Source organism: Paeniglutamicibacter selenitireducens, assembly GCF_051550675.1.
Taxonomy (GTDB): Bacteria; Actinomycetota; Actinomycetes; order Actinomycetales; family Micrococcaceae; genus Paeniglutamicibacter.
Genome location: NZ_JBPULF010000012.1, coordinates 22295 through 46022 on the forward strand (window position 1 = coordinate 22295; position 23728 = coordinate 46022).

General features: G+C 67.2%; 22 protein-coding genes and 1 tRNA gene. 7 read left to right on the forward strand and 16 right to left on the reverse strand.

The window, feature by feature from the left end; genetic code table 11:
* Positions 1 to 21: 21 nt before the first annotated feature.
* The 4 genes from ACSYDW_RS17160 to ACSYDW_RS17175 all read right to left on the reverse strand — a co-directional run bounded on the left by ACSYDW_RS17160 (position 22) and on the right by ACSYDW_RS17175 (position 3389).
* Positions 22 to 1044 carry an inorganic phosphate transporter gene (locus ACSYDW_RS17160; protein ID WP_438339950.1) on the reverse strand — a complete coding sequence of 341 codons (1023 nt, stop codon included), beginning with the start codon at positions 1042 to 1044 and terminating at the stop codon, positions 22 to 24.
* An 8-nt stretch (positions 1045 to 1052) separates the two neighbouring features.
* Complete coding sequence (locus ACSYDW_RS17165) at positions 1053 to 1667, reverse strand: hypothetical protein (RefSeq protein ID WP_438339951.1); 615 nt, start codon at positions 1665 to 1667, stop codon at positions 1053 to 1055.
* Between the two features lie 293 nt (positions 1668 to 1960).
* A complete protein-coding gene (locus ACSYDW_RS17170) occupies positions 1961 to 2620 on the reverse strand; it encodes a hypothetical protein (RefSeq protein ID WP_438339952.1) in 660 nt (219 codons plus the stop codon).
* Between the two features lie 19 nt (positions 2621 to 2639).
* Entirely contained in the window at positions 2640 to 3389 is a 750-nt protein-coding gene (locus ACSYDW_RS17175; RefSeq protein WP_438339953.1) for an ABC transporter permease, read from the reverse strand.
* A gap of 71 nt (positions 3390 to 3460) precedes the next feature.
* Here ACSYDW_RS17175 and ACSYDW_RS17180 point away from each other — a divergent pair.
* Positions 3461 to 3533: transfer RNA gene (locus ACSYDW_RS17180), tRNA-Lys, on the forward strand.
* A gap of 259 nt (positions 3534 to 3792) precedes the next feature.
* Entirely contained in the window at positions 3793 to 4608 is an 816-nt protein-coding gene (locus ACSYDW_RS17185; RefSeq protein ID WP_438339954.1) for a siderophore-interacting protein, read from the forward strand.
* Between the two features lie 113 nt (positions 4609 to 4721).
* On the opposite strand, the gene ACSYDW_RS17190 is transcribed toward ACSYDW_RS17185, so the two are convergent.
* The 6 genes from ACSYDW_RS17190 to ACSYDW_RS17215 form a co-directional block, all read right to left on the reverse strand.
* A complete protein-coding gene (locus ACSYDW_RS17190) occupies positions 4722 to 5570 on the reverse strand; it encodes an ABC transporter ATP-binding protein (protein ID WP_438339955.1) in 849 nt (282 codons plus the stop codon).
* 12 nt (positions 5571 to 5582) lie between these two features.
* Positions 5583 to 6692 (reverse strand): FecCD family ABC transporter permease, encoded by a 1110-nt coding sequence (locus ACSYDW_RS17195; RefSeq protein ID WP_438339956.1) that lies wholly within the window; start codon positions 6690 to 6692, stop codon positions 5583 to 5585.
* Complete coding sequence (locus ACSYDW_RS17200) at positions 6689 to 7795, reverse strand: iron chelate uptake ABC transporter family permease subunit (protein ID WP_438339957.1); 1107 nt, start codon at positions 7793 to 7795, stop codon at positions 6689 to 6691. Before ACSYDW_RS17200 ends, ACSYDW_RS17195 begins: the two co-directional genes overlap by 4 nt.
* On the reverse strand, positions 7792 to 8676 hold the full coding sequence (locus ACSYDW_RS17205) for a siderophore-interacting protein (RefSeq protein WP_438339958.1): 885 nt from the start codon (positions 8674 to 8676) through the stop codon (positions 7792 to 7794). The genes ACSYDW_RS17200 and ACSYDW_RS17205 overlap by 4 nt, the downstream gene beginning before the upstream one ends.
* A gap of 4 nt (positions 8677 to 8680) precedes the next feature.
* Complete coding sequence (locus ACSYDW_RS17210) at positions 8681 to 9676, reverse strand: ABC transporter substrate-binding protein (RefSeq protein ID WP_438339959.1); 996 nt, start codon at positions 9674 to 9676, stop codon at positions 8681 to 8683.
* 116 nt (positions 9677 to 9792) lie between these two features.
* Positions 9793 to 10581 (reverse strand): AraC family transcriptional regulator, encoded by a 789-nt coding sequence (locus ACSYDW_RS17215; protein ID WP_438339960.1) that lies wholly within the window; start codon positions 10579 to 10581, stop codon positions 9793 to 9795.
* 411 nt (positions 10582 to 10992) lie between these two features.
* Here ACSYDW_RS17215 and ACSYDW_RS17220 point away from each other — a divergent pair, with 411 nt between their 5' ends.
* Positions 10993 to 12657, forward strand: a complete 1665-nt coding sequence (locus ACSYDW_RS17220) for a thiamine pyrophosphate-binding protein (RefSeq protein WP_438339961.1) — start codon at positions 10993 to 10995, stop codon at positions 12655 to 12657.
* Positions 12658 to 12790: 133 nt separating this feature from the next.
* Positions 12791 to 13978, forward strand: a complete 1188-nt coding sequence (locus ACSYDW_RS17225) for an endonuclease/exonuclease/phosphatase family protein (protein ID WP_438339962.1) — start codon at positions 12791 to 12793, stop codon at positions 13976 to 13978.
* A 138-nt stretch (positions 13979 to 14116) separates the two neighbouring features.
* Here the strand turns inward: ACSYDW_RS17225 and ACSYDW_RS17230 are convergent, their stop codons facing one another.
* The 5 genes from ACSYDW_RS17230 to ACSYDW_RS17250 form a co-directional block, all read right to left on the reverse strand.
* The gene (locus ACSYDW_RS17230) at positions 14117 to 15592 is read right to left on the reverse strand and encodes an amino acid permease (RefSeq protein WP_438339963.1); all 1476 of its coding nucleotides are present in this window, start codon (positions 15590 to 15592) and stop codon (positions 14117 to 14119) included.
* On the reverse strand, positions 15585 to 16664 hold the full coding sequence (gene hisC, locus ACSYDW_RS17235; RefSeq protein WP_438339964.1) for a histidinol-phosphate transaminase: 1080 nt from the start codon (positions 16662 to 16664) through the stop codon (positions 15585 to 15587). The genes ACSYDW_RS17230 and hisC overlap by 8 nt, the downstream gene beginning before the upstream one ends.
* A gap of 138 nt (positions 16665 to 16802) precedes the next feature.
* Positions 16803 to 17375, reverse strand: a complete 573-nt coding sequence (locus tag ACSYDW_RS17240) for an Lrp/AsnC family transcriptional regulator (protein ID WP_438339965.1) — start codon at positions 17373 to 17375, stop codon at positions 16803 to 16805.
* An 82-nt stretch (positions 17376 to 17457) separates the two neighbouring features.
* Positions 17458 to 18792, reverse strand: coding sequence for a D-arabinono-1,4-lactone oxidase (locus ACSYDW_RS17245; RefSeq protein ID WP_438339966.1), 1335 nt, complete (start codon positions 18790 to 18792; stop codon positions 17458 to 17460).
* Complete coding sequence (locus ACSYDW_RS17250) at positions 18789 to 20021, reverse strand: alanine racemase (RefSeq protein ID WP_438339967.1); 1233 nt, start codon at positions 20019 to 20021, stop codon at positions 18789 to 18791. The genes ACSYDW_RS17245 and ACSYDW_RS17250 overlap by 4 nt, the downstream gene beginning before the upstream one ends.
* A gap of 116 nt (positions 20022 to 20137) precedes the next feature.
* Here ACSYDW_RS17250 and ACSYDW_RS17255 point away from each other — a divergent pair, with 116 nt between their 5' ends.
* The 3 genes from ACSYDW_RS17255 (at position 20138) to ACSYDW_RS17265 (ending at position 22346) form a co-directional block, all read left to right on the forward strand.
* Positions 20138 to 20761 carry an alpha/beta hydrolase gene (locus tag ACSYDW_RS17255; protein ID WP_438339968.1) on the forward strand — a complete coding sequence of 208 codons (624 nt, stop codon included), beginning with the start codon at positions 20138 to 20140 and terminating at the stop codon, positions 20759 to 20761.
* 164 nt (positions 20762 to 20925) lie between these two features.
* Complete coding sequence (locus ACSYDW_RS17260; RefSeq protein WP_438339969.1) at positions 20926 to 21372, forward strand: DUF2871 domain-containing protein; 447 nt, start codon at positions 20926 to 20928, stop codon at positions 21370 to 21372.
* A 125-nt stretch (positions 21373 to 21497) separates the two neighbouring features.
* Complete coding sequence (locus tag ACSYDW_RS17265) at positions 21498 to 22346, forward strand: hypothetical protein (RefSeq protein ID WP_438339970.1); 849 nt, start codon at positions 21498 to 21500, stop codon at positions 22344 to 22346.
* Positions 22347 to 22359: 13 nt separating this feature from the next.
* On the opposite strand, the gene ACSYDW_RS17270 is transcribed toward ACSYDW_RS17265, so the two are convergent.
* Complete coding sequence (locus ACSYDW_RS17270; protein ID WP_438339971.1) at positions 22360 to 23631, reverse strand: DUF445 domain-containing protein; 1272 nt, start codon at positions 23629 to 23631, stop codon at positions 22360 to 22362.
* Between the last annotated feature and the right edge of the window lie 97 nt (positions 23632 to 23728).

The window sequence follows — 23728 nt, forward strand, 5'->3', positions numbered from 1 at the left end:
GGCCCTGGAAAGACCACAGCGTCAGCCCAGCAGCGGGTACATGGCCAGGAACAGCACCCCGCCGAGCGCCGCGCAGACCACCGGGGTCGCCACCCAGTGCCTCAGCACCCGGTTCACGTGCCGCCAGATCACCGACTCGAAGCGCTGGTTGGCGCCGGCGCCCACGATGGAGCTGGTGACGGCCTGCGTGGTGGACAGCGGCAGGTGGAACACCATGGCACCGAGGAACAGCATGGTCGCGGACACCGACTGGGCAATCATCCCCCGCAGCGGGTCGAGGCTGACCAGCCGGTAGGCGATGGTGTGGGCGATGCGCCATCCGCCGAACAACACGCCCGCGGACAGGAACGTGGCGCCAAGCAGCTGCACGCCGAGCATGATCGAGCCGGGCTCGGCCGCATGCGCCGTCACCAGGGCGAGCGTGAGCATGGCGCCGGTCCGCTGCCCGTCCTGGATGCCGTGTCCGAGCGCCACCGCGCAGGCTGCCACGGCCTGGCTGGCCCGCGAGACCCCGTTGACGTCCGCTGCGCTCGAATGCCGCACCAGCCAGGTGGCCGGAACCACCAGCAGGTAGGAAAACGCGTAGGCCACCAGCGGCGTGAGGACCAGCGGGATCAGGACGGCGCCAAGAATCATGCGCAATGCATCGTGCACCCCGTCGTTGCCCAGGATCGCCGAGGCGCCGCTGGCCCCGGCCAGCGCGGAGATCAGCGCGTGGGTCGAGGAAATCGGCAGGCCCCGCCACCAGCACAGGATTCCCCACGCGCCGGCCGCCAGCAGCGCGGAAAGCAGCAACCCCAGGCCGGGGGTGCCGTCCGGGACATTGAGTTCGACGGCGGAAACCAGGTAGACGCCGAAGCTCGTGGAGAGCATGGTGCCGACGAAGGTGAAGAACGCCGCGACAAGTACCGCGTAGGTGGGGGTCAATGCCCTGGTGCGCACCGCCGCCGCGACGGAGTTCGAGGCGTCGCGGAACCCGTTGAGGAACGCGAAGCCGCAGGTGCAGGCAAGGACCAGGAACATCATGAGGGATTGGCCGCTCATCGCCTGGCTCAGGACTCCTTGACCAGGACGCGTCCCAGGTGGTCGGCGACGGCCCGCAGCGACTGCGCAGAGGCAAGGAACTGTTCGGCCACCGAACGGTGCCGGATGATGGTGCCGGCCTTGCTCAATTCACCGATTTCCCCGATCCAGGTTCGGTGCGTGCGGTGGGCGCGCTTGGATATCCTGACCAGTTCGAGCCACAGGTCCTCGAGGTCGTCCATGCGCTGCAGCTTGCCCAGTGCCTCGGTGGTGAGCTCCGCCTGGCGGCCGATGAGTTCCAGCTGCTCCGCCGCCCGGTTGGACAGCTGCCGGTTTCCCAGGTGGGCGATGAGGTCGCCGGCCCCGCTGAGCTGTTCGACGGCCTCGTGCAGCAAACGCGAAAAGGTGTAGATGTCCTCGCGCGGCAACGGGTTCACGTAGCTGGTTCGAAGGTGTGTGAGCACCGCGTAGTGCAGGTCCGTGGTCGTCACCTCGGAGGCACTCAGCGCATCAAGGTGCTCCTGGCGGTCCTCGTCGGATCCCAGCATTTCGGAGAGGATGCCGACGCACTGGTGGACCTCGGTGGCCAGCTCGCGCAGGAGCTCGAGGCCGCGCGTGTCCGAAGGGAAAAATCTAAACTTCACGAAGTACCACCGGGTGCGAATGTATGGAAACAGGTCGTGCCCAGTTTACGGGTCAAAGGTTAACATGCGGGGCTTCCCGGCGATGCGGAGGCGGGACGCGTGGATCCCGGAGCCGGGAGGGTGAAGTCGTGTGGTGCCGAACCGGGAGCGCCTCTCGGCGGAAGGCCGCTCGTAGCGGCTGAAAGTTGGAGCCCGGGGCTGCCGCGGTCCGGCACCACACACCAATTTTTCTCGCACCGGAGCCCCGCTGTCAACACGGGACGGGTCGATACGCGCTCAGCGTGAAGGAGGTCTCAGTCGAGTTCCCCGCGACGCCACAACTCGGCACACGCCTCGAGGTCCTCGGCGGTCTTGAGCAGCGAGTGGGCCCTGCGCGTCATGACCGCGGCGCGGGACTCGTGTGCAAGCTCTGCGGCGTCGGCGTGTTCGGCCTGCCCCAGGGCAACGACCCTGCAGTAGGCCGCGGTGCGTTCCAGTGCGACGTCGAAGTCGCCCTCGAAGGCGCCGGTCAGGATGGAGCTGGTCATTTCGCGCAATTCCTCCGCCCCCGGGGGTTCCGCGGCGCCGGCTACGGCTCTGGCCACCTCGGCCTTCGGGGCGCCCGCTGCAAAGAAGGAAGCCATGGCTTCCGCATTGTCCAGTGTTGCGGCGCGAATTGCGTAGAGCCGCCAGAGGGCGCCGGGCAGCGAATGCGCGGGTGTCTTGGACCAGAGCTCGGCAACGATCTCCAGGCCCTCGTCCTCAGCGAGGGTCACCAGCCGCTCGCGAACCCGGGGATCCGCGTTGAGCTTGCCGGCGCGAACCAGCGCCTGCGCACTCAGGTGTGCGGCCTCGGAGATCCTGGCGGGATCCGCACCGCCCTCGAAGGGATCGAAATCCATGGGGGCGAATGGCTTGGGTTTGTGGTGGCGGAACGTGGTTGCCGGTGGTGTCGTTGCTGGGTGGCCCTTCATGGCCTCGAGGATACTCTGTTCAGCTGGGTGCTTGCCCATCGAGCGGGAGGCGCGGGGAGCCCGCGGCGATGTGTGTGGCGACCAAGGCGGTCACAGTCCCGCCCAGCGCCAGGCCGGCAAGGACCACCAGCTGGAACTGCGCAGCCTCGAATGCGGAGGCTCCGCCGAAGAGTGCGCCGACGAATGCCCCGGGCAGCGTGACAAGTCCCGTTGACTTGGTTTGGTCGAGGTTCGGGATCAGGGACTCGCGCACCGCCAGGCGCCGCGCCGAACGGGTGGATTCCCGGGGCCGGGCACCGAGTGCGAGCCAACCCTCGACCTCGCCGCGTTGGGCGCGCACGTTCACCAGGTAGTGGCGCAACGACATGGTGGAGACTGTCATGCATCCACCGATGACGATGCCTGAAACGGCGATGACCGCTTGCGCGCCCACGTCGACCAGCCCGGTTCCCACCACGATGGCGAGGGTCGGCAACGCGCCGGCTGCCGTTCCCGCGACCGCTGCCCGTGCCCCGAGGGGCAGCGCCGAGGCACGGCGCGCGGTGGTGAAGGACGCCGTCGAAAGCATGAGGGCGACGAAGAGCGCGGCGGTCCAGGGAACGGATTCGACCCCGCGCAGCAGCAACGTGACGGCCGCCAGCTGGACGCCGGCGCGGAGGATCGCCACCAGGGGAAGCGCCCCGAGCCCGATCCCGGCGCGGGCCAGCAGGGCCGTCGCCGCAAGCACCATTGCAAGGACGACAACGGCAATTCTTATGTATTCAAACACTTCATGAATTTAGCAAGGTTGTCAGGACCCCGCGGGAAAATCGGCTAACATAGGTGTTGGCCTAGTGCCATGCGCCTTTAGCTCAGCTGGTAGAGCACTGGACTTTTAATCCATTGGTCGCGGGTTCGACCCCCGCAGGGCGCACAGACCGACCCCCGTTCTCCTTGCGAGCGGGGGTTTTCTGTTGTTGCGACGACCCGGCCGCGGCACGGGCGAAGCGCGGCAGCTGCGGCCTTGAAGCAAGGCGGCCGTAGGCCCACTGCACACCCCTGTGCGGGAGAAAGCCTGTCGCGCCGGCTGCCCGAATTGATCCGTCGGCGTTCGGGGAACCCACCGCCGGGAATGGCCGCATGGAAGCATTGGCTGACCGTCTGGCAACAACCGGCGTTGCTAGCGTGGAGGAATGCAGTTCTGCGAACCCGCCCGCGTGACCCGCGCCGAATACCTGACCCCCCACATGATCCGCATTCGCCTGGAGATCCTGGGCGACTGGCGCTGGCCGACCCACGGAATCGGGGACGACAAGATCGACCTCGCATTCCCGAGGGCCGGGGAGACGGAAACCGACGTCGACTACTTCAACCGCGACGACTACGGAACGGGCACCGCCACGGATGAGCCGCCATGGCGGCACTACACGGTGCGCCGCGTGCACGATCGCGGAGCCGCCATCGACATCGACTTCGTGGTTCACAAAGGAGGCGTCGCGTCCGAATGGGCCGTCCGCGCGGAACCCGGTCATGTGCTCGGGGTATTTGCGACGGCCGAACCCCGGGCCTACTACGCACCGCCGGCCAACCAGCGGCGGTTGCTGCTCGTGGCCGACGCGACGGGGCTGCCGGGGCTCGGGCGGATCATCGAGGGCTTGGAGCCCGGGACCATTGCGCACGCAATCGTCGAGGTGCCGACCGATGACGACCGGCAGGTGTTCGATTCCGCTGCGGAGCTCACCATCGACTGGCTCGTCGGCACCGGCCTTGGACGGTCTATTAGCGCACTGCCGGAGGCCGTCGAGGCCTGGGCCGCACCGCCCGAACTCGATTATGCCTGGGTGGCCTGCGAGGCGGCCGCGAGCCGTCGGATCCGTCGGCACTTGCGCGCGGGGGTCGGGCTGGGGCGCCGCAGCCACATTGCAGTTGGGTACTGGACCGACGGGCATATCGGGCACTTCGAACAGGACGAGCACCAACACTCACACCAGCACGAGGAAGCGCACTGATTCGCACCCCTCGGCACTTCCTGCAGTCCATGACTGCAGGAAGTGCGCGGCCCTGATCCGGCGAACCCATGCACGCCCAGCGCTTCCCGTTCCCAGGGCGAACTGGGGCGAATTCAGGAAACAGGAGCCTTCGCGGTGGCTGCCTTCCTTCCGAGGGGTACAACCATGGGGGTGCCGAACACGGGGTCCGGGATGACCACGCTGTGCAGGCCGAAGGTTTCCCGGACCAGATCCTCGGTGATGATCTCTCGCGGCGCACCTTGGGCGACGATCCCCCCGTCCCTCATGGCGATGATATGTGTCGCGTAGCGAGCGGCATGGTTCAGGTCGTGCAGCACGGCCACCAACGTGCGGCCGCCTGTGTTGAGGTCTTCAAAAAGGTCCAGGAGTTCGATCTGGTGGGCGATGTCAAGGAATGTGGTCGGCTCGTCCAGGAGGAGGAGCGGCGTTTCCTGCGCCAACACCATGGCGGCCCAGACGCGTTGGCGCTGCCCACCTGATAGCTCGTCGACAAGACGCCTCGCGAGTGAGGAAGTGTTCGTCCGTTCAAGCGCCGTTACCACGGCTTCCTCATCGGCCGCGCTCCACTGGCGCAACAGCTTTTGATGCGGGTACCGCCCCCGTGAAACGAGCTCGGCAACGGTTATCCCGTCCGGAGCCAACGACGATTGGGGAAGCAACCCGAGGCGGCGGGCAACCTCCTTGGCTTTGTAGGACTCAATGGCCTTTCCGTCGAGCACAACCTGCCCGGAACTTGGCGCCAGCAAACGCGAAAGACCGCGCAACAATGTCGATTTTCCGCAGGCGTTGGGCCCGACGATGACGGTGAAGGAACCGTCGGGAATCTCGACGCTGAGGTCCTTGGAAATTTCGCGCCCCTCGTACCCTAGGGATATTCCTTCCGCTCGCAGCCGGTTGCCGGGGGTACCTGACGGGGATGTACTGTGCTGAATCGCAGTCATGGGAATTGAAACCTAGTTCTTTCGGGACTCGCGGACGAGTAGCCAGACGAAGTAAATGCCTCCGATGGAGACGGTGAGGACGCCGACGGGTAGGACCGTGGGGGAGAAAAGCCGTTGTGCAGCAAAGTCGGCGGTGGCCAGGAGAAGTGCCCCTGCCGCCGCCGACGGAAGGAGTGACACGCCCGCCGACCGGGTCAGCCGCCGGGCAAGCTGCGGGGCGACCAGCGAGACAAAGGCAATGGGACCGGCAGCCGCCGTCACCAGGGCCGTCAGTGCGACACCCAGGATCACCATGACCAAACGGGCTCGGTTCTCGGGAACACCCAGGGCCTTGGCGGTGTCGTCTCCCAATTCCATGTGCCTCAGGTCCGGTGCCTGGATCAGCACAAGCGGAACCAGGACCGCAGCGATGCTGAGAACGGGCCACAGCTTGTCCAGTCCCAGGCCGTTGAGGGAACCGGCCCCCCAAACCGCGGCAATGAGTGCATCATCCAGCGATGCCCGGAGAATGAGCCAGGTGTTGACGGCGGCAAGCATCGACGAGATGGCAATGCCTACGATGATCAGGCGGAATCCTTGCACCCCACGCTTCCACGACAGCAGGTAGACTGCCGCCGCTGTGACGATTCCTCCGACAAGCGATCCCGCGGCGAGAGCGTAGTAACCGCCCCCGAAAACCAGGATGACCAGCAGCGCGCCGGTGTAGGAACCCGTCGAGAAACCAATGATGTCGGGGGAGCCCAGGGGGTTGCGGGTCAGTGACTGGAATACGGCGCCCGAGAGGCCCAGTGCCGCGCCAAGGACCAGGGCAAGCAACGCACGGGGAAGCCTCCACTCGATCACCACCATCCGGTCGAGGGGATCTCCTCCGCCGAACGGCATGGAGAGAAGGCGGCCGAAATCTATGTCGATGTCCCCGAACGCAAGGGAAAGGCAGAACACCAGCAATGCCATCGCAGCCAGGGCCAGGGTAAGGATCGCGGTTCTGGCATCGAAGCGCAATTGCGCGAAGCCGTTGCGCACCACCAGGGTGCGACGTCCGAAATCGAGGTGGCTGGTGGGGCCCGCGGCATTTTGAACGATGCCCGGAGAGGATGCGGGGAGGGGTGGTGCCGGGATCACAGTCCGCTGGCCTTTCTGCTACGGACGAGGACGATAAGTACCGGTGCGCCGATGAAGGCGGTCACGATGCCGACCTGAAGTTCCATGGGGCGAAGCACCAGCCGGCCGATCACATCGGAGAGCAGGAGCAGGATGGGGGCGCAGACCATGGTGTACGGCATGATCCAGCGTTGATCCGGCCCGACCAGCCAACGCACGATGTGCGGAACCATGAGCCCGACGAACCCGATGGGCCCGGCCGCAGCCGTTGCGGCACCGGCAAGCAGCGTGACGGCAAGAATGACAACCACGCGTGTGCGGACGATGTGGGCGCCGAGTGAACGGGCAAGGTCATCGCCCATGGCCACCGCGTTGAGGGGTCGGGCCGCGATCACGGCCAACGTCAGGCCGATGGCGATGAAGGGGAACACTGTTCCAAACACATCCCACCCGCGCCCGGCAAGGGAGCCCACACCCCACGTGCGCATCTTGTCGAACGTGTCAGGGTTGAGCAGGACGATTCCCGTGGAAATGCCACCGAGCACGGCTCCGATTGCCACGCCGATGAGGGTGAGGCGGATCGGCGTGGCGCCGGCGGTGCCCACCGAGCCCAGCATGTATACCAGCACGGTCACCGCGATGGCTCCGACGAATGCGAACCAGATGTATCCGGAAATCGAGGTGACTCCGAAGTATCCGGCCCCGATTGTCACGGCGAATCCTGCACCCGCGTTGACTCCGAGGATGCCGGGGTCTGCCAGGGGGTTTCGTGTGAGGGCCTGGATCAATGCCCCCGAGATTCCGAGTGCCGCACCCACCAACAGGGCAAGTGCCGCGCGGGGGACCCGCATTTCCCTGATGATGTAGGCGTCTTCGGAACCGTCGCCCGACTTCAGCGCGCTCAAGGCCACGGAGAGGTCAACATGCTTCGAGCCAAAGAGCAGGCTGGCGATGGCAATGATGGCCAATGCGGCAAGGCAGGCAAGGAGCCCCGCGCTTCGTCCTGCATTGGAACGGACCAGGCCATCTGCGGCCGGATCCGGGTCGTCCCTCAGCCCGATGCGCATGCGCGCGGGGTCGGCTGCCTCCTCGCCGGGGGAGGAGACAGTAATTGCGTTGTTCATAGCCCCAGTTCTTCTAGTTCGCGTTCGTAGAGATCCCGCCCCGACTCCTCATCGGGTGCCTGCACCCAGATTCCTTCCAGGCGCGTCAGGGTGTCCGGGTCGAGTTCGAGGTACCTGTTCAACCACTGTTCGTGCTTGTCGGTCCAGTAGCCAATCACCGTGTACCTGGAAGGGGCGAGCCCGCGTTCGTGCCTCAGGTACCGCCTGGCTGAGCGTAGTTCCTTGGACTCTCCGGCCACCCACACATAGCAGTCCTCCGGGAGCTCGATGGTCCGCAGCAGCTGGGTCATCGCCGACGGGGCGATGCCGTTGCCCCTCCCCGCAATCCATTGGACGTGCAGATTCGCGGGAGAAACGAGTTCCTGTCGATGGCTCTCCTCGGCCACCTCCACCAAGCAGGTGGCCGAGGATGCGGGGTCCAGTTGCTCCAGGAGGCGACCCAGGGCCGGCAGCCCCGTTGCGTCGGTGACAAAAACCATCCGATCGGCATTTCGGGGAGGTTCATAGAGTCCCCGCGGCAGCCCTATCGCAATCTCATCGCCGGCTTGTGCGGACCGAGCCCATTCGGTGGCGCTTCCATGGCCGTGGATGACGAAATCGATGTCGATTTCACCGGTGACCGGGTCATGACGCCTGATGGTGTACGGGGCAACGGGTGGATACTGGTCGGTGGCATACTTCCAAGCGCCGTCCTCCAGTATTTGTGGATGCGGGAGTGACCCGTCCGGAAGGGGGAAATGTACGCGGACGTACTCGTCGCCGATACCCGTGCTGGGGTAGTCATGCAGGTCCCCGCCGCCGAGGGTGATCCTGATCATTCCGGGTGTGACCCACTGTGTGCCCACAACACGGGGTCGAAAGTAGTTCCGAGGCTGCCCCATGGACTTACTTGTTCATGCTTTCGCGCATCTTGACCAGGAGCGGTTCAACGTCATCCAGGTTGTCCATGCCCCAGACAAACGAGGAAGTGACTGCGGCGGGCACGGACTTGAAGACCTGGCCGTTCTTCACCGCGGGAAGGTTCTCCCAGACGGCGTTGCCCTTGAGGGAGGCCAGGAAATCGTCGTTGCTGTATGGGGAAATGATGATGTCGGCGTTGGACAGTTTGCCCATTTGTTCCAGGGGCAGCCAATTGCCGATGCCGCCTTCGATCTTGCCTGCCTCGCCGTCGGTGTATTCGCGGAACGAAGCCCCGATCGAGTCCCAGATCACCACGTAGAAGTGGCCCGAGGGGTAGGTCGCCCATTCGGTGAACTCGGGGTTCGACCCAAGGACAGCCACCTTGCGGTCCTTGAAGACATCCGCGAACTCTGTGGCAACCTTTGAAGCCCGCTCCTCGAAGGCTGCGCGCTGCGACTTTCCTTCGTCAAGCTTGTTGACCGAGTCGGCGATCATGATGGACCGCTCCTTCCACGCGTCCTTGCCCGCAGCATCAAGCTGGACCACGGGAGCGATCTTCTTCAGGCTTTCAAGCTGGCCTTCCGCAAGGAACCGTGTCTCGGCCAGGATCATGTCCGGTTTCTGCTTGAGTACCGCCTCGATGTTGATTTCGTAGTAGGTGCCGACGGTGGGCACGGAGCGCAGTGCTGCCGGGTATTGTGCAGGGCGGTTGTCCACATCGTCATCGTCGAATCCCTCCACGACTCCCACGGGTGTGATGCCCAGGTCAACGAGCATGGCGGGGGAATAGTAGTCCACCGAAACGACCCGCTTTGGGTGTGTGGGGATCTCCACCTCGCCGGCAATGTCAGTGATGGTCCGCGTGGCGCTTTCCGTGACCGGGGCAGCCTTCGATTCAGGGCTGCACGCGGCGAGGGAGAAGAGAAGCGCGGCGCCGGTGACTGCGACACCCAAGCGGGCGAGGGTACTGCGAATGTCCATGATTTCAATCTTTCGAGGTGAAATACGTCTGAATTGACGCATGAAATCAGGCTAGCAGTGGGAAGGGTATCCTAACTTTGAAATTAGGGTTTTGCGGTAACCCTTATTCGGACAACTTATGCCGGTAATTGGACAAGCGGGTCCGGGGCGGCCTCGTCGACTACGGGACTGATGCCGTCGGACTCGCGCGAAATCGAGCGAAAATAGGCTGCGGGGGTGTGCCCGGTGACTTGCTTGAAAACCTCGATGAAGGTGCTCGGGTTCGCGTAGCCGAGCCGAGCTGCGACGGTGGCCACTGCCCTGCCGGAGGATATTTCGATCAGCCCGGTCCTGACCCTTGCCATGATGCGCCATTGCGTCAGGCTGAGTCCGCACTCGCGATCGAAGATCCGCGTCAAGGTCTTGGAACTCATTCCCATTGCCGAGGCCCATGCCTCGGTCGTGCGGTCGTCGGCAGGGTTGTCGAGAATCTGCTGCGCGAGAGCCCGAATGGCCGGGCTTGTCGGCATCTTGAGGTTGAGTGAGGTTGAAACGACAGGGCTGATGAGCTTGAGCGTGAGGCGCTGCATGAGGAGCCGCGCATCGTCGGGCATCACTTGCGTCTGGTTGGCGAGCATCAGTTCCCTGAGCACCGCAGGCATCCCGATGCCTGAGACCGTGTTCCATTCCGGCGTGTGCTCTTCGGGCTTGATGTACGTCGCGTAGGTAACGGAACCCGGCTCGGCGTGGACCCGGTGCGGGACGCCGGAGGGAATCCAGATTCCGAGGGTGGGCGGGACCATCCAGAGTGTTTGGTTTGCTTCCAGGCTCACCTTGCCCGCGCCCGACCAAAGCAGCTCGTGCTCCGAATGAACCTCGAAGTCCCAGGTCCTGTCGCTGCTCGAATCGTAGCGGAGGGTGGTCAACAGCCATGGGTCGTCGATGAATCGAGACCCATCGGCAACGAACCCGGATTCTTCGTGAGTGCCGCTCCCCAGCAAGGGGGCGCCCCAAAGGTCGACGGCTGGCGTTTGGGTTCGGTGCGGAACTGGGGGCATATCCCAATAAGTTACGGCATGGCGGCGCCGGTTCCCTTTTTCGCGCGGGACCCGGGGCCCATCCGCGGAGGTGCTGCGCCCACAGTTCCCTGCCGGCGTTACGGATGGCCAAAATCGCGAAATGTTGCCTGGCACACATTCTTTCCACTATCTTTAATGGGTCAGGCGAAACACTTCTGAAGTTTCTGCCGTCGCTCTAAAAATGGGCGAGATCCGGGTTCCTGTCCCGAAGACGAATATGGCCACCACAGTTGTTTGCTACATTCGAAAGTCACTTAAATGCCTACGATTTCCTCCGCGGTTTCCCGCGCCCTTTTAACCTGCACTTCCGAGATTTTCGGGGTCATGGGCAACGGGAACGCGCACTTCCTCGACGCATCGGTTCGCACCGGATTCCGCTTCACCGCCGTCCGCCACGAATCGGCCGCAGTCACTGCGGCCGACGCCTACTTCCGGATCACCGGCAAGCCCGCGGTGGCCACGACCACCTACGGTGCAGGCTTCACCAACGCCGTCACCCCGCTGGCCGAGGCTGCGGCGGCCGGGATCCCGATGATCCTGGTGACCGGTGACCAGCCGACGACCGGTGCCCGCGCCTGGGACGTGGACCAGACGGCCATCAACGACGCCGTGGGAGCCAAGACCTTTGTCGTTGACGCGCAGAACCCGGTGGCGATCACGCTTTCTGCCGTCGCCCATGCCCTGCGCGAACGCGTGCCCGTGGTCATCTCCCTGCCGTACGACATCGTCGCCGACGAAGCGGCGGGGGAACCGGATCTTTCACTCGCCGACTTCACCCTGGACCCGGGATACCCGGCGGCCGCGCCGGAACTGCTGGCCCGGGCCGCGGCGGTGCTTGACTCCGCCAAGCGCCCGCTGGTCCTCTACGGGCGCGGTGCCCGCCTGTCCGGCGCGGCCGAGGCGATCGGCGCGCTCGCCGACAAGCTCGGCGCACTGAGTTCCAGCACGGTGCTCGCCGCCAACCTCCTGTCCGGGCGGCACGGGGACCTCGGGATCGCCGGCGGCTTCTCCTCCGAGGAGACCGCGTCGCTGATCCACGAGGCGGACGCCGTCCTGGTGCTCGGGGCTCGGCTGAACCAGTTCACCATGCGGTTCGGGGACCTCTTCAACGAATCGGCGCAGGTCATCCAGGTCGATGTCACGCCGACGGCCACCAATGCGCGCGTCGATTCCTTCATCCGCGCCGACGCCGCGGACGTGGCCGGCGGGCTGCTCGGCATGGTCGGCCGGCGGGATGCCGGTGGATCCTGGCTGGGACAGGTCGGCGAGCGGCTCGAAAGGACCAACGACCACGCCGAGGGTGCGCAGACCGCGCAGGACGGCTTGCTGGACCCGCGCTCGGTGGCCCGGACACTGAACTCGATCCTCCCGGAACGGCGCGTGGTGGTCCAGGACGGCGGGCACTTCATCGGTTGGGGGCCCATGTACTGGGACATCCCGGCCCCGCGGGCGCTGAACCTCGTCGGCACCGCCTACCAAAGCATCGGCATGGGGCTTGCCTCGGCGGTCGGCGCGGGCGCCGCGGCGGAGGACGGCGAGACGGTCGTGCTTGCCTCCGGCGACGGCGGCTTCCTCATGGCCCTCGCCGACCTGGAATCGGTCATCCGCTCGGTGCGCAGCGGAGTGGTCGTGGTCTACAACGACGCCGGCTACGGGGCAGAGGTGCACCAGTACGGCTCGATCGGCCTGCACGAGGAGCCGATGCTCATTCCCGAGGTCGATTTCGCCGCAGTGGCCCGCGGCCTCGGCGCCAGGAGCACCAAGGTCCGCTCGCTGGGCGACTTCGACGAGTTGCGCGAGTGGGTTGCGCAGGGCGCACGGGGCGTCTTCCTCGTCGACTGCCGCATCAGCCCGTCGGTGCGGGCCCCCTACATGGAGGAAGTCCTCGAGGCCAACCGCAAGGCGGCGTTGGCCCGCGGATAGCAGGAACACCTTGGGGGGTGCGTCGCCCCGGCCGCGCGGCACTGCGTGGCCGGGGCGACGTGGCGTTTCACGTGAAAACACCGGGAGGGCCGAATGGAACCTACCCAAAGGTAGGTAAGGGGTCTATGGTGGGATGGTGCGATACCCGAACATGCTGGCGCTTGGCGTGGCAACACTCGCGGCGGCGGCGGCCATCGGGCTCGCCCCCGCCCACGCGCAAGCCACCCCCGTGAGCCAGGAAGCCGCCATGCCAGTTCCCTACCCGGATTCGCTCGACGGCCCGGCGCGCGGCCTGCGCGTCGCCACCTTCAACGCCTCGCTGCACCGGGAGAGCGAGGGGCAGCTGAAGCAGGACCTCTCCGGCACCGACGACCCGCAGGCGCGGGCCGTGGCCGAGGTCATCCAGCGCAACGCCCCGGACATCCTGCTGCTCAACGAGTTCGACTTCGATGCCGCGGGCAACGCGGCGGGCCTGTTCAGGGAGAACTACCTCGCGGTGTCCCAGCGCGGGCAGCTCCCGGTCGACTACCCCTACATCTACCTGGCGCCGTCCAACACCGGTGTGCCCAGCGGGGCGGACCTGGACGGGGACGGGGTCGTGGGCGGCGCGGCCGACGCCTTCGGCTACGGCGACTTCGAGGGCCAGTTCGCCATGGTGCTCTACTCGAAGTACCCGATCGACGCGTCGAACGCCCGGACCTTCCGGCACTTCCTGTGGAAGGACATGCCTCACTCCCGGTTGCCTGCCGGGTACTACGACGACCTGGTGCAGGGAGTGCTGCGGTTGCCCAGCAAGTCCATGTGGGACGTGCCGGTGAAGGTCGGCACGCAGACCGTGCACGTCATAGCGGCACACCCCACGCCACCGGCCTTCGACGGACCGGAGGAGCGCAACAAGCGCCGCAACCACGATGAGATCAGGCTCGTCAACGACTACATCGGCGGGGGAGACGGCGGCGCGTACATCTACGACGATGCGGGAGTGCGCGGGCCACTGGCACCGGGGAGTGCATTTGTGGTGCTCGGTGACCTGAACTCGGATCCCGCGGCGGGCGATTCGGACCCGGCCTCGATCGACGCGCTGCGGGGAAACCCGCTGCTGGCGGACCCCCTGGAGGGCCGGCCCACCGCCGACTTCGGCCGCGGTGAGGCCGGGGTCATGCGCGTCGACTATGTGCTGCCCTCCGCCTCGTTCCGGGTGGACGACGCCGGCGTCTACTGGCCGGGCCCCGGACAGGGCGGTTCGGACCTCATCGAGGGATGGCCCCCGCCCAGCAGCGACCACCGGCTCGTGTGGGTCGAACTGGGCCTGCCCGGATAGCCGGGCAGGCCGCTCAGGCCGCCCAACCTGGCCAGCCGCGGCCGGCCGGGGAACACGGGAAACCCAAAAACGCCTGAGGGGCGGCCTGTCGGCCGCCCCTCAGGCGTTTGCTGTAGCTTCCCCCCACGGGGAAGGGCGTCAGGCTCGCTGCGCGGACCCGGTGCCTGTCGCGGTGCCTGCCGCGGCGATCTCGGCGGAGGGTTCGGCTGCCCCGCCGGATCCCGGTCCGTCGCCGGCTTCCGGGTTCCCGCCCTCGAGCCGCCGGCGCCGGCGCTGTGCCAGGGCATTGAGCACGGCGATGGCCAGGACCAGGCCGGCGGTGGCGAAGAGCTGGGTGCGGCTGGAGGGATCGAACAGTGAGAGCACCACGATCCCCGCGAGCATGGCCAGGGCCAGGATCGACAGGTACGGGAAGCCGGGCATGCGCACCGGAAGGACGATGCTCGGGTCCCGGTCGGCCCGCCGGCGGAGCACGATCTGCGACACGGCGATGAACCCCCAGGTGACAAGCAGCGTGGAGCCCACGGCGTTGAGCAGGATCGGCATGACGAGGTCCGGCGCCAGGTAGTTCATGACCACCGCCACGGTGCACAGGACCACGGACCCGAGCACCGCGATGTAGGGGGTCTTGTTCTTGTTCCGCACCATCACCACGCGCGGGGCAAGCTTGCGCTCGGAGAGCGAAAGAAGCATGCGCGAAGCCGCATATATGTTGGCGTTCATGGCGGAAAGCAGGGCAACGACGACCACGAGCGCCATGATCGTGTCGATCCACGGGATGTTCGCGGCACCCAGCACGGCCACGAACGGGCCCGCGGCAAGCTCCGGGGAGTCCCACGGAAGCACTGCCACCATGACCAGGGCGGAGCCGATGTAGAAGACCAGTACGCGCACCAGAACGCCGCGGACCGCCTTGCGGATGCTCTTGCGCGGGTTCTCGCTCTCGGCGGCGGCGATGGCGACGATCTCGATGCCGCCGAAGGCGAAGACCACCATCAGCAGGCCTGCGCACAGGCCCACGACGCCGGTGGGCATGAACCCGCCGTGGGCGACGAGGTTGCTCAGGCCCGTGGCCTCGACGCCCGGCACCAGGCCGAGGATCATGGCCGCACCGACGGCAAGGAAGACGACGATCGCCGCGACCTTCATGAAGGAGAACCAGAACTCGAACTGGCCGAACTTCGAGACGTGGGCCAGGTTGACGGCGGTCAGCAGGCCGACGAAGATCAACGACCAGGTTCCCTGGGACACCCCGGGGATCCAGCCGCCGATGATCGCCGCGGCCCCGGTGGCCTCGGCCGAAATGACGATGACCGCCTGGATCCAGTACAGCCAGCCGATCACCGCCCCGGCGTTCGGACCCAGTGCCTTGGTGGCATAGACGGAAAACGAGCCGGACGACGGGTTGGCCGCAGCCATCTCGCCGAGCATGTTCATGATCAGGATGACCAGGAAGCCGGCCAGTGCGAAGGCCAGGATGACGCTGGGCCCGGCCACCGCGACGGCCTGCCCCGACCCGATGAACAGGCCGGCGCCGATGGCGCCGCCGATGCCCATCATGGTGATCTGGCGGGTGGTGAGGTTGCTGCCGGAACCCGTGGTGGTGCTAGACATGCGCGGGCGTCTCCTGCAGTGCCGCAACGACGGCGCCGGCGATCAGCGCGTTGGCCTGTTCGGAACCGATGGAAATGCGGATTCCCTCGCCGGCGAAGGCGCGGGCCCATACTCCCGCGGCGCGCAACGAGGCGTCGACCGCCGCAGTCCGCTCGCCGGTGTTGAGCCAGATGAAGTTGGCGTGCGAGTCGCCCAGTTCCACGCCCGCCGCGCGGAGGGAGGCAACCAGCTTGGTGCGTTCCTCGATGAGGGTGTCGATACGCACCTGCAGCTCGGGCTCGTGCTCAAGGCTGAGCACTGCGGCGCGCTGGGCCAGGGCCGTCACACCGAACGGGACGGCGGTCTTGCGCAGGTTCGCGGCGACGTCGACCGGCGCGATGGCGTACCCGATGCGCAGCCCGGCCAGGCCGTAGGCCTTGGAGAAGGTGTGCAGCACCGCGACGTTGGGGTAGCGGCGGAAGAAGTCCATGCCGATCGCCGAGTCGCCGTGCACGTTGAAGTGCACGTAGGCCTCGTCGATGACGACGAGCACGCGTGCCGGGACCTTGGCCATGAACGCGTCGAGGGCCGCGGTGTCCACCACGGTGCCGGTCGGGTTGTTGGGGTTGCAGATGAAGACCAGGGAGGTGCGCTCGGTGATCGCCGCGGCCATGGCCTCGAGGTCGTGGGCGTCAGCGGAATCCAGCGGGACCATCACGGGGGTTGCGCCGGCGACGTGGGCCAGGATCGGGTAGGCCTCGAAGGAGCGCCAGGCGAACATGACCTCGTCGCCGGGGTTGGTTGTCGCGTGGATCAGCTGCCCGGCGACCTCCACGGAGCCCGCGCCCAGGGCGATGGCGGCCGGGTCCACGCCGAAGCGTTCGGCCAGCATGCCGACGAGTTCGGGGGCGGCGGCGTTGGGGTATTCGTTGATGTTTCCCAGCTCGGCGGCGAGGGCTGTCGTGACCGGGGCCAGCGGCGGGAACGGGTTCTCGTTCGACGAGAGCTTGAACGCCTGTTCGTGCTCGCCGGGGGTGGCCCCCTGCTTGTAAGCGGGGATCGCCTGGAGAGAAGTGCGCTGGGCGATTGTCATCGTGCCTCCGTGGAATATACCGGTGGCGCGTCATCGGTGACGCGTCTCACATAAACTACGAAGCCGGTGTCCGCCGGTCAACTGCCCAGCGAAAGACCATACAAGATGTACACGAAGAGTAGCGTTGGCAGTTGAATGCTAGGCATTGTGCCCAGCATTTTTCGTAGCCGAACTTAGCCTACCGCCATTGCGGGCGGCCGGTTCACGCGGTGCGGGCGCTGCCGCTCCGTCCTCGCCGGGGCCCTGCCGCACGGCCTCCCGGGCCAGCGGAAGGGTGCGGTTCTCAAAGTGCGTTTCCAGCACGATCGAGGACGAGGAACGGCTCATGCCCTCCGTCACCGAAATCGCATCCAGGACGCGCTGCAGGTCCTTCGTCGAACGGGCCACGATCTTCACCAACATGTCGCTCGAACCGGAGACGGTGTGCATTTCCAGGATCTCCGGGATGGTTGCCAGTTCCGCGGCGACCCCGACCTGCCCGCGCCGCTGCTGGATCTTCAGCGAGCAGAAGGCCGTCACCGGGTACCCCATGGCCGTGGGGTCGATGTGCGGGGCGATCCGGGTGACGACCCCCGACTCGTGCAGCCGGTTCAGGCGGTTCTGCACCGTGCCGCGGGCGACGCCGAGGCGTTTGGAACACTCCATGACCCCGATGCCGGGTTCGTCGGTGAGCAGCTCGATCAAAGACACGTCCAGCGAATCGATTCTCATGCGCCAAGTATGGGTCGTGGTGCGCGGTGCGCGCGAATTTCGGCGGGGGCGCCCCGGGGCGCGGCACCCCGTGCCCCGAACCTCAGCGTCCCAGCACCCGTCGCAGGTGCGCGTTGAGCATGGTTCCCTGCGGGTCCGCGGCGTCGCGCTGTTCCAGGAAGTCGTTGAAGTGCGGGTAGGCGGAGGCCAGGTAGGAGGAATCGCGGGTGTGCAGCTTGCCCCAGTGTGGCCGGCCGCCGTGGTGCACGAAGACCCGCTCGACGGCCTCGAAGAACTCCCGCGAGGGCTCGCCCGCGTAGCGGTGCACGGCGATGTAGGCGCTCTGCCGGCCCGAGGCGGTGCCCAGCCAGGTGTCGTCCGCCCCCGTCGCCCGGACCTCCAGCGGGAAGGAGACCTTGTGCGGGTGGGCCTCGATCACCGCGCGGACCTCGGCGAAGACCGCCGGCAGGGCGGCCAGCTCGATCGAGTACTCCATTTCGCGGAAGCGCACCCGGCGGGGCGCGACGAAGACCCGCTCGGACTGGTCGGTGTAGCTGCGCACGGCCAGCGCCTTCGCCGCGAACCGGTTGATGGACGGAACCGTTGCGGGGATCCTGGCGCCGACCTGGCACATTGCGGAGAACGCGGCGTTGCCCACCAGCTCGTCGTTGATGAGCCGGCCGTGCCACGGCACCGGGTCCGGCACCGCGTCGTCGGGCAGCCGCGTATTGGTCTTGGCCAGGGCCGTTTCCGTGTAGGGGAACCAGTAGAACTCCAGGTGGTCGCTGAGCACCACGCGGTCGACGAAGGACTCGAGCATCCCCGCCAGCGGTTCGGGCTCCTCGCGGGCGTGCAGCTTGAAGCGGGGCACGCACTGCAGGGTGATCTCGGTGAGCACGCCCAGGGCGCCCAGGCCCACCCGCGCGGCCTGGAAGAGCCCGGGGTTCGAGGTGGGTGAGCATTCGCGGGCCTCGCCGTTGGGCAGCATGATCCGCAGGGCTGTGACGGCCCCGGAGAATCCGGTGAAGGCAAGGCCCGTTCCGTGGGTCGAGGTGTTGATGGCGCCGGCCAGCGACTGGTGGTCGATGTCGCCCATGTTGGCCAGGGCCAGCCCGTAGGGCTCCAGCAGCCGGCCGATGTCGCGCAGCCGGGTCCCGGCGCGGAAGCGGACCTGGCCGGTGGGCGGGTCCACGCGGACGATGCCGCTGAAGTGCTCCAGCGAGAGCAGCGTCCCGTCCGTCGCGGCGAGCGGCGTGAACGAATGCGCCCCGCCCACCACCCGGAGGGATGACCCGGACCCGGCGGCCGCACCCAGGGCGGCGGCGATGCCAGCCTCGTCCCGCGGCACGGCAACGGCACGCGGGGTGGCCACGGCGCTCGAGGCCCAGTTGCGCCAGGTCCCGGACTTCGCAAGTCCCGGGATGCGTGGGTTCTTCACAGGAAGGCCTTCCCCTCGGAGCGGTACGTCGGCCAGGTGTCGACGATGCTGCCGTGGGAATACACGGCGATGTCCGCCAGCCGCTCGGCTACCTCGCCGGCCTTGGCATGCCGGAAGTAGACGGTGTCGCCCAGCGCCAGCGTGCGCGCGGCCTCGCCGACCAGCGGCGTCTGCACCTCGCCGGGCCCCTCCGTGCCGCGGTAGCGCAGGCCCGGTGGCCAGGCCGGGGTGGGCAGCCTGTCCCGGCCGGCGGGGCCGGAAGCAACCCAGCCGCCACCGAGCACCGTGACGGTGGAGGGGTCGGGCCGACGGGACACGTTCAGCCCGAAATGCAGGGCGTGCCGGGGGCGGAAGTCCCGGTAGCCGTCGAAAAGGCCGGGGCCGATGAGCCCGGAACCCGCGGCGACCTCCGTCACCGCGGATTCCCGCGCCGTCGTTTCCAGCGACCCGGTGCCGCCGCCGTTCACGAATTCAAGCTCCACGAGCGTTTCCAGCGCGGCGACGGCCTCCGCCCGCCGGGCGAGGATGTCTGCGGCGGAGGCCCGCTGCATGGCGCGCACCGCGGCGCCCCGGGCCCCGGGGGCCCCGTCGCCCACGCCGGCAATCTGCCCCTCGTAGGCCATGAGCCCGACCAGCCGGAGGTTGGGCCGCCGCAGGATCCCCATGGCCAGCCGCGTGACGTCCGCGGCGGTGCGCAGCGGGGAACGCGCGGCGCCGATGCTGAGGCCGCGCACGGGCCGGTAGGAGGCGTCCATGTCGATGGCGACGCGCACCGCCGGATGGCCGGGGGCCGCCCGTTCCAGCAGGTCGAGCTGCCCGATGTCGTCGACCATCAGGGTGACGGCCGCGCGCGCCGTGTCGCTGGCCGCCAGGGCCCTCAGTGCCGCGGCATCCGTGCACGGGTAGCCCACCACGATGTCGCCGGTGCCCGATTCGGCGAGCCAGATCGCCTCCGGGAGGGTGAAAGCCAGGACGCCGGCGAAGCCGGGCATGCCCAGTGCGTGCCGAAGGGCGCGGCGCATGCGCAAGGACTTGGAGGCGACCCGGATCGGCTTTCCGGAGGCGCGCCGGACCAGGTCGCGGGCGTTGGACTCGAAATGTTCCAGGTCAAGCAGCCCCACGGGGCGGGCGTCGAGGCCGGCCTCGGCCAGCGCCTTGTCGTACGCCGCGAAGCGGGCTGCCGCGGCGGGCCCGCCGGCCGTGCCGTCTGCCGGTCTTGCGTTTAACACGGACAATCTCCTTCGCCAAACATGCGCATGTGGCGCCCGTCACTACGGGTTGACCTCAACTTACAGCATTCCGGGGGCGGAATGCCGGTGCATCCCCGGCGGCTAGGCTGGGGTTCATGGACGAGGCGATCTATTCCCGGGAGGCCGGCCAACGGGGCAACACGGACCTGGTGCTCATGCTGCACGGCTACGGGTCGAACCCCGAACGCATGCTGCAGTGGTTTGCGGCACTCCCGGCAGGGGCGACGGGCGCCGCGCTGCGCGGGCCGCTGGACGTGGGCGGGGACAGAGGCTGGTTCCTGCTTGACTACTTCCTGGCCAACGATTTCGCCGAGGTGGTATCGGCCGCCCAGCGGGTGCTCGACTGGCAGGACAGGTACGCCATCGGCTACCGCTCGATCAGCCTGCTGGGCCACTCGCAGGGGATGGCCATGGCAACGACGCTGCACCGGCTTCGTCCGGGGAGCTACCGCGCGATCGTCGGGCTCAGCGGGTTCGTGCTGTCCAACGATCTGCTGAACCTCACCGACAGCGAGCCGGAGCCGGGCCGGGGCGTCCCGTTCTTCTGGGGGCGCGACCCCCAGGACCTGGTCATCAACCCGGATGCCGTGGACTTCACCCGGGAATGGCTGGAACGGAACACGGCGTTGACGGCACGCAGCTACCCGGGCATGGGGCACGGTTTCGGTGCGGCCGAGGAACGCGACGTCGCTGCCTTCCTCCGGCACTACCTGCGCTAGCCGGGGCGACCCCGCGCACCATCAACCGGATGGTTGATGCGGCCACCCGGTGCCGGCACCATGGTGGAGGGTGGGACGGTTGCGCTCGAAGCCCGAGGGCGCAACCCGATGTCCATCCACCACTCGGGCGCCACCGAACGGGAGTGTCACCCCAGATGATGCGCATGTTGTACACGGCTTTTGCTTTCGGGGCCACCGGGGTGCTCTCCGGGCTCTACTACAGGGAACTGACCAAGGGCCACGGCTTCCTGGACCGCTCGGCCTCCCAGCTGCCGCTCGTGCACACGCACCTGCTGGTCCTGGGATTCATCTTCCTGCTCATCGTGATGGCACTGGAAAAGGTGTTCGGCATCTCCGAAGCCGCACCGCGTGCCTTCAACTGGTTCTACTGGATGTGGACCGCGGGCGTGGCGCTGACTGGGGGCATGATGCTCGTGCAGGGGACCCTCGTGGTGGTGGGAGCCGGGTCGGGATCCGCGGCGCTCGCCGGAATCGCCGGGCTGGGACACATCGGCCTCACCGCCGCCGTCGTGCTCTTGTTCGTTGCGATGCGCGCAGCGGTCAAGGGGCATGTTGCCGGCGGGGCGCGCGAAGCCGCACGAACCGCATAGCCCCCGGGCGGCAACGCGAGCCCCTTGGCCCCCGCCGCCGGCGGCACGGTGCGCACGTCCCGCTTTCGCCCTGCGAAAAACACCCGTGCCTCCTGCCCCCTGCTGCGCCTAGAGTTGATCCCAGAATGAAAAAGGACCCGATCACTTCCAGCGTCATTGGCCCCGACGGCAAGCCCGTGGCCGGGATCCAAGGTGCCATCATGAAGGCCGTGGGGGTCCAGCGCCCGCTCGTCCTGGCCTACCTGCGCCGATTGCGCCGCAAGCACCCGAACCACACGGCGGCCGAGCTCGCCAAGCTGGTCGAGCGCGACTACCTCCTGGCCATCACCGGTTCGGGAGCCGCAGTGGGTGCCACCGCGGCCCTGCCCGTGGTGGGAACCGCTGCCGCCTTGGGTTTTTCCGCCGCGGCGACCGTCGGATTCCTCGAGGCGAGCGCCCTCTATGGGCAGTCGCTGGCCGAGTTGCACGGAATCACCACGGAGAACCCGGACAAGGCGCGCCTGCTCGTCATGGCGATCCTGCTGGGTGACGAGGGAAGTTCCATGATTGCGGCGTTCACCCACCAGGCCGCGGGTCGGGGCGCCGGACCCGTCAAGGGATGGGCCGCCATGTTCGGGGCAAACAAGCCCGCCAGCCTCTGGGCCACCATGCAGGGCACCATGCAGAAGACCTTCATGAAGAAGATGCTGGCCACGCAGGGCGCCTCGATGCTGGGCCGCATCGTGCCCTTCGGGATCGGCGCCGCCATCGGAGGGGTTGGCAACCGCTACCTGGGCAAGCGCGTGGTCGAGGCCGCGGGACTCGCTTTCGGGACGATACCCACCACGATCCCCGGCCAGCTGCTGGTCGAGCCCGGGTCGAAATCCGCGCCCACCGAGGTCTCGGCCAGGGCCGCGGACGGAGAAGCGGATGCTGCAGCGGAGGTAGAGGCGCAGATCGAGGCCGAGCGGGCACGGCGCAACACCGGCCGCTGAGGGCCCTCCCTGATCAGCGCAGCAGCGCGTTGGCCAGGGTGAAGATGCCCAGGCCGGCCAGCGACCCGACGACAGTGCCGTTGATGCGGATGAACTGCAGGTCCCGTCCGACCTGCAGCTCGATCTTGTCGCTGGTTTCCCGGCCGTCCCAGCGGGCCACCGTATCGGTGATCAGCGACGTGATCTGTCCCCGGTAGTTGTCGATGACGTATCCCGCGGCGTTGGACACCCAGAGGTTCACCTTCGCGGCAAGGCGTTCGTCGTTTTCCAGCCTCCGGCCGAGATCCCGGATCCCCGCCACCATCGACCTGCGCAATTCGGATTCAGGGTTGTTCATCGCATCCAGCAGTGCGGCCTTCACCGAGGACCAGCTCGCCGCCGCCAGCTCGCGCAGCTGCGGATCGCCCAGCAGCGAGTGCTTCAGGGCCTCGACCTTCTCGACCATCAACGGGTCGTTCTGCATGTCCGCCGCGAAGCTGCGGAGCCAGGCATCGATGCTCTGGCGCATGGGATGGGACGGGTCGGCGCGGACGCCTGCCACGAACTTGCCCAATTCACGGTGGAGCTTTTCCCCGAGCAACGTGTCGACCAGGGACGGCACCCACGAGGGCGAGTGCTGGGACACCGTGGAAACGATCATGCCGCGGTTGGCGGCAACCCATTTCTCCGCGCGTTCGGCCAGCAGGTCTATCGCGGGCTTGTGGTGCCCGTCCTCGATGACGCGCTGCATGATGCGTCCCAGGGTGGAGGACCATTCCGGTGCGAGCATGTGTTTCCTGGCCAGGGATTCGACCAGCACCAGCACGTCCTTGTCGTCGAGCACCTCCAGCACCGCGCCGATGACGGTCGCCGCCTCCTGGGCCACCCGTGCCGCCGATTCCTCCTTCGCCAGCCAACGCCCCGCGCTTCCCGCCACGTCGAGCTGCCGCAGCTTGCCGTCGACGACCTCCCGCGAGAGGAAGTTCTCTTGGACGAATTCGCCAAGGCTCTCGCCGATCTGGTCCTTCTTGCGCTCGATGATCGCCGTGTGGGGAATCTTCAGCCCCATGGGGTGGCGGAAGAGTGCCGTGACGGCGAACCAGTCCGCCAGGGCACCGACCATTCCGCCCTCCGCCGCGGCCCGCACATACTCCAACCACGGATAGCGGTGCTGCAGGGCAAAGGCCACTGCAAAAACGATCGCCATGACGATGAGCAGCCCGGTGGCCACCCGTTTCATGTGGCGCAGCGACGCGGCCTTCGCCGCATTGTTTTCCGCCGCAAGGGACGGTCGAGTAGTTGGCATGTGAGGTGGCTCCCGCGCCTGGAGGGTTGATGGAACAGGATTCCACGATAGTTCACCCGCCGGTGGGTGTGGCCGGCTACGCGCTGGCCCGGGCCTC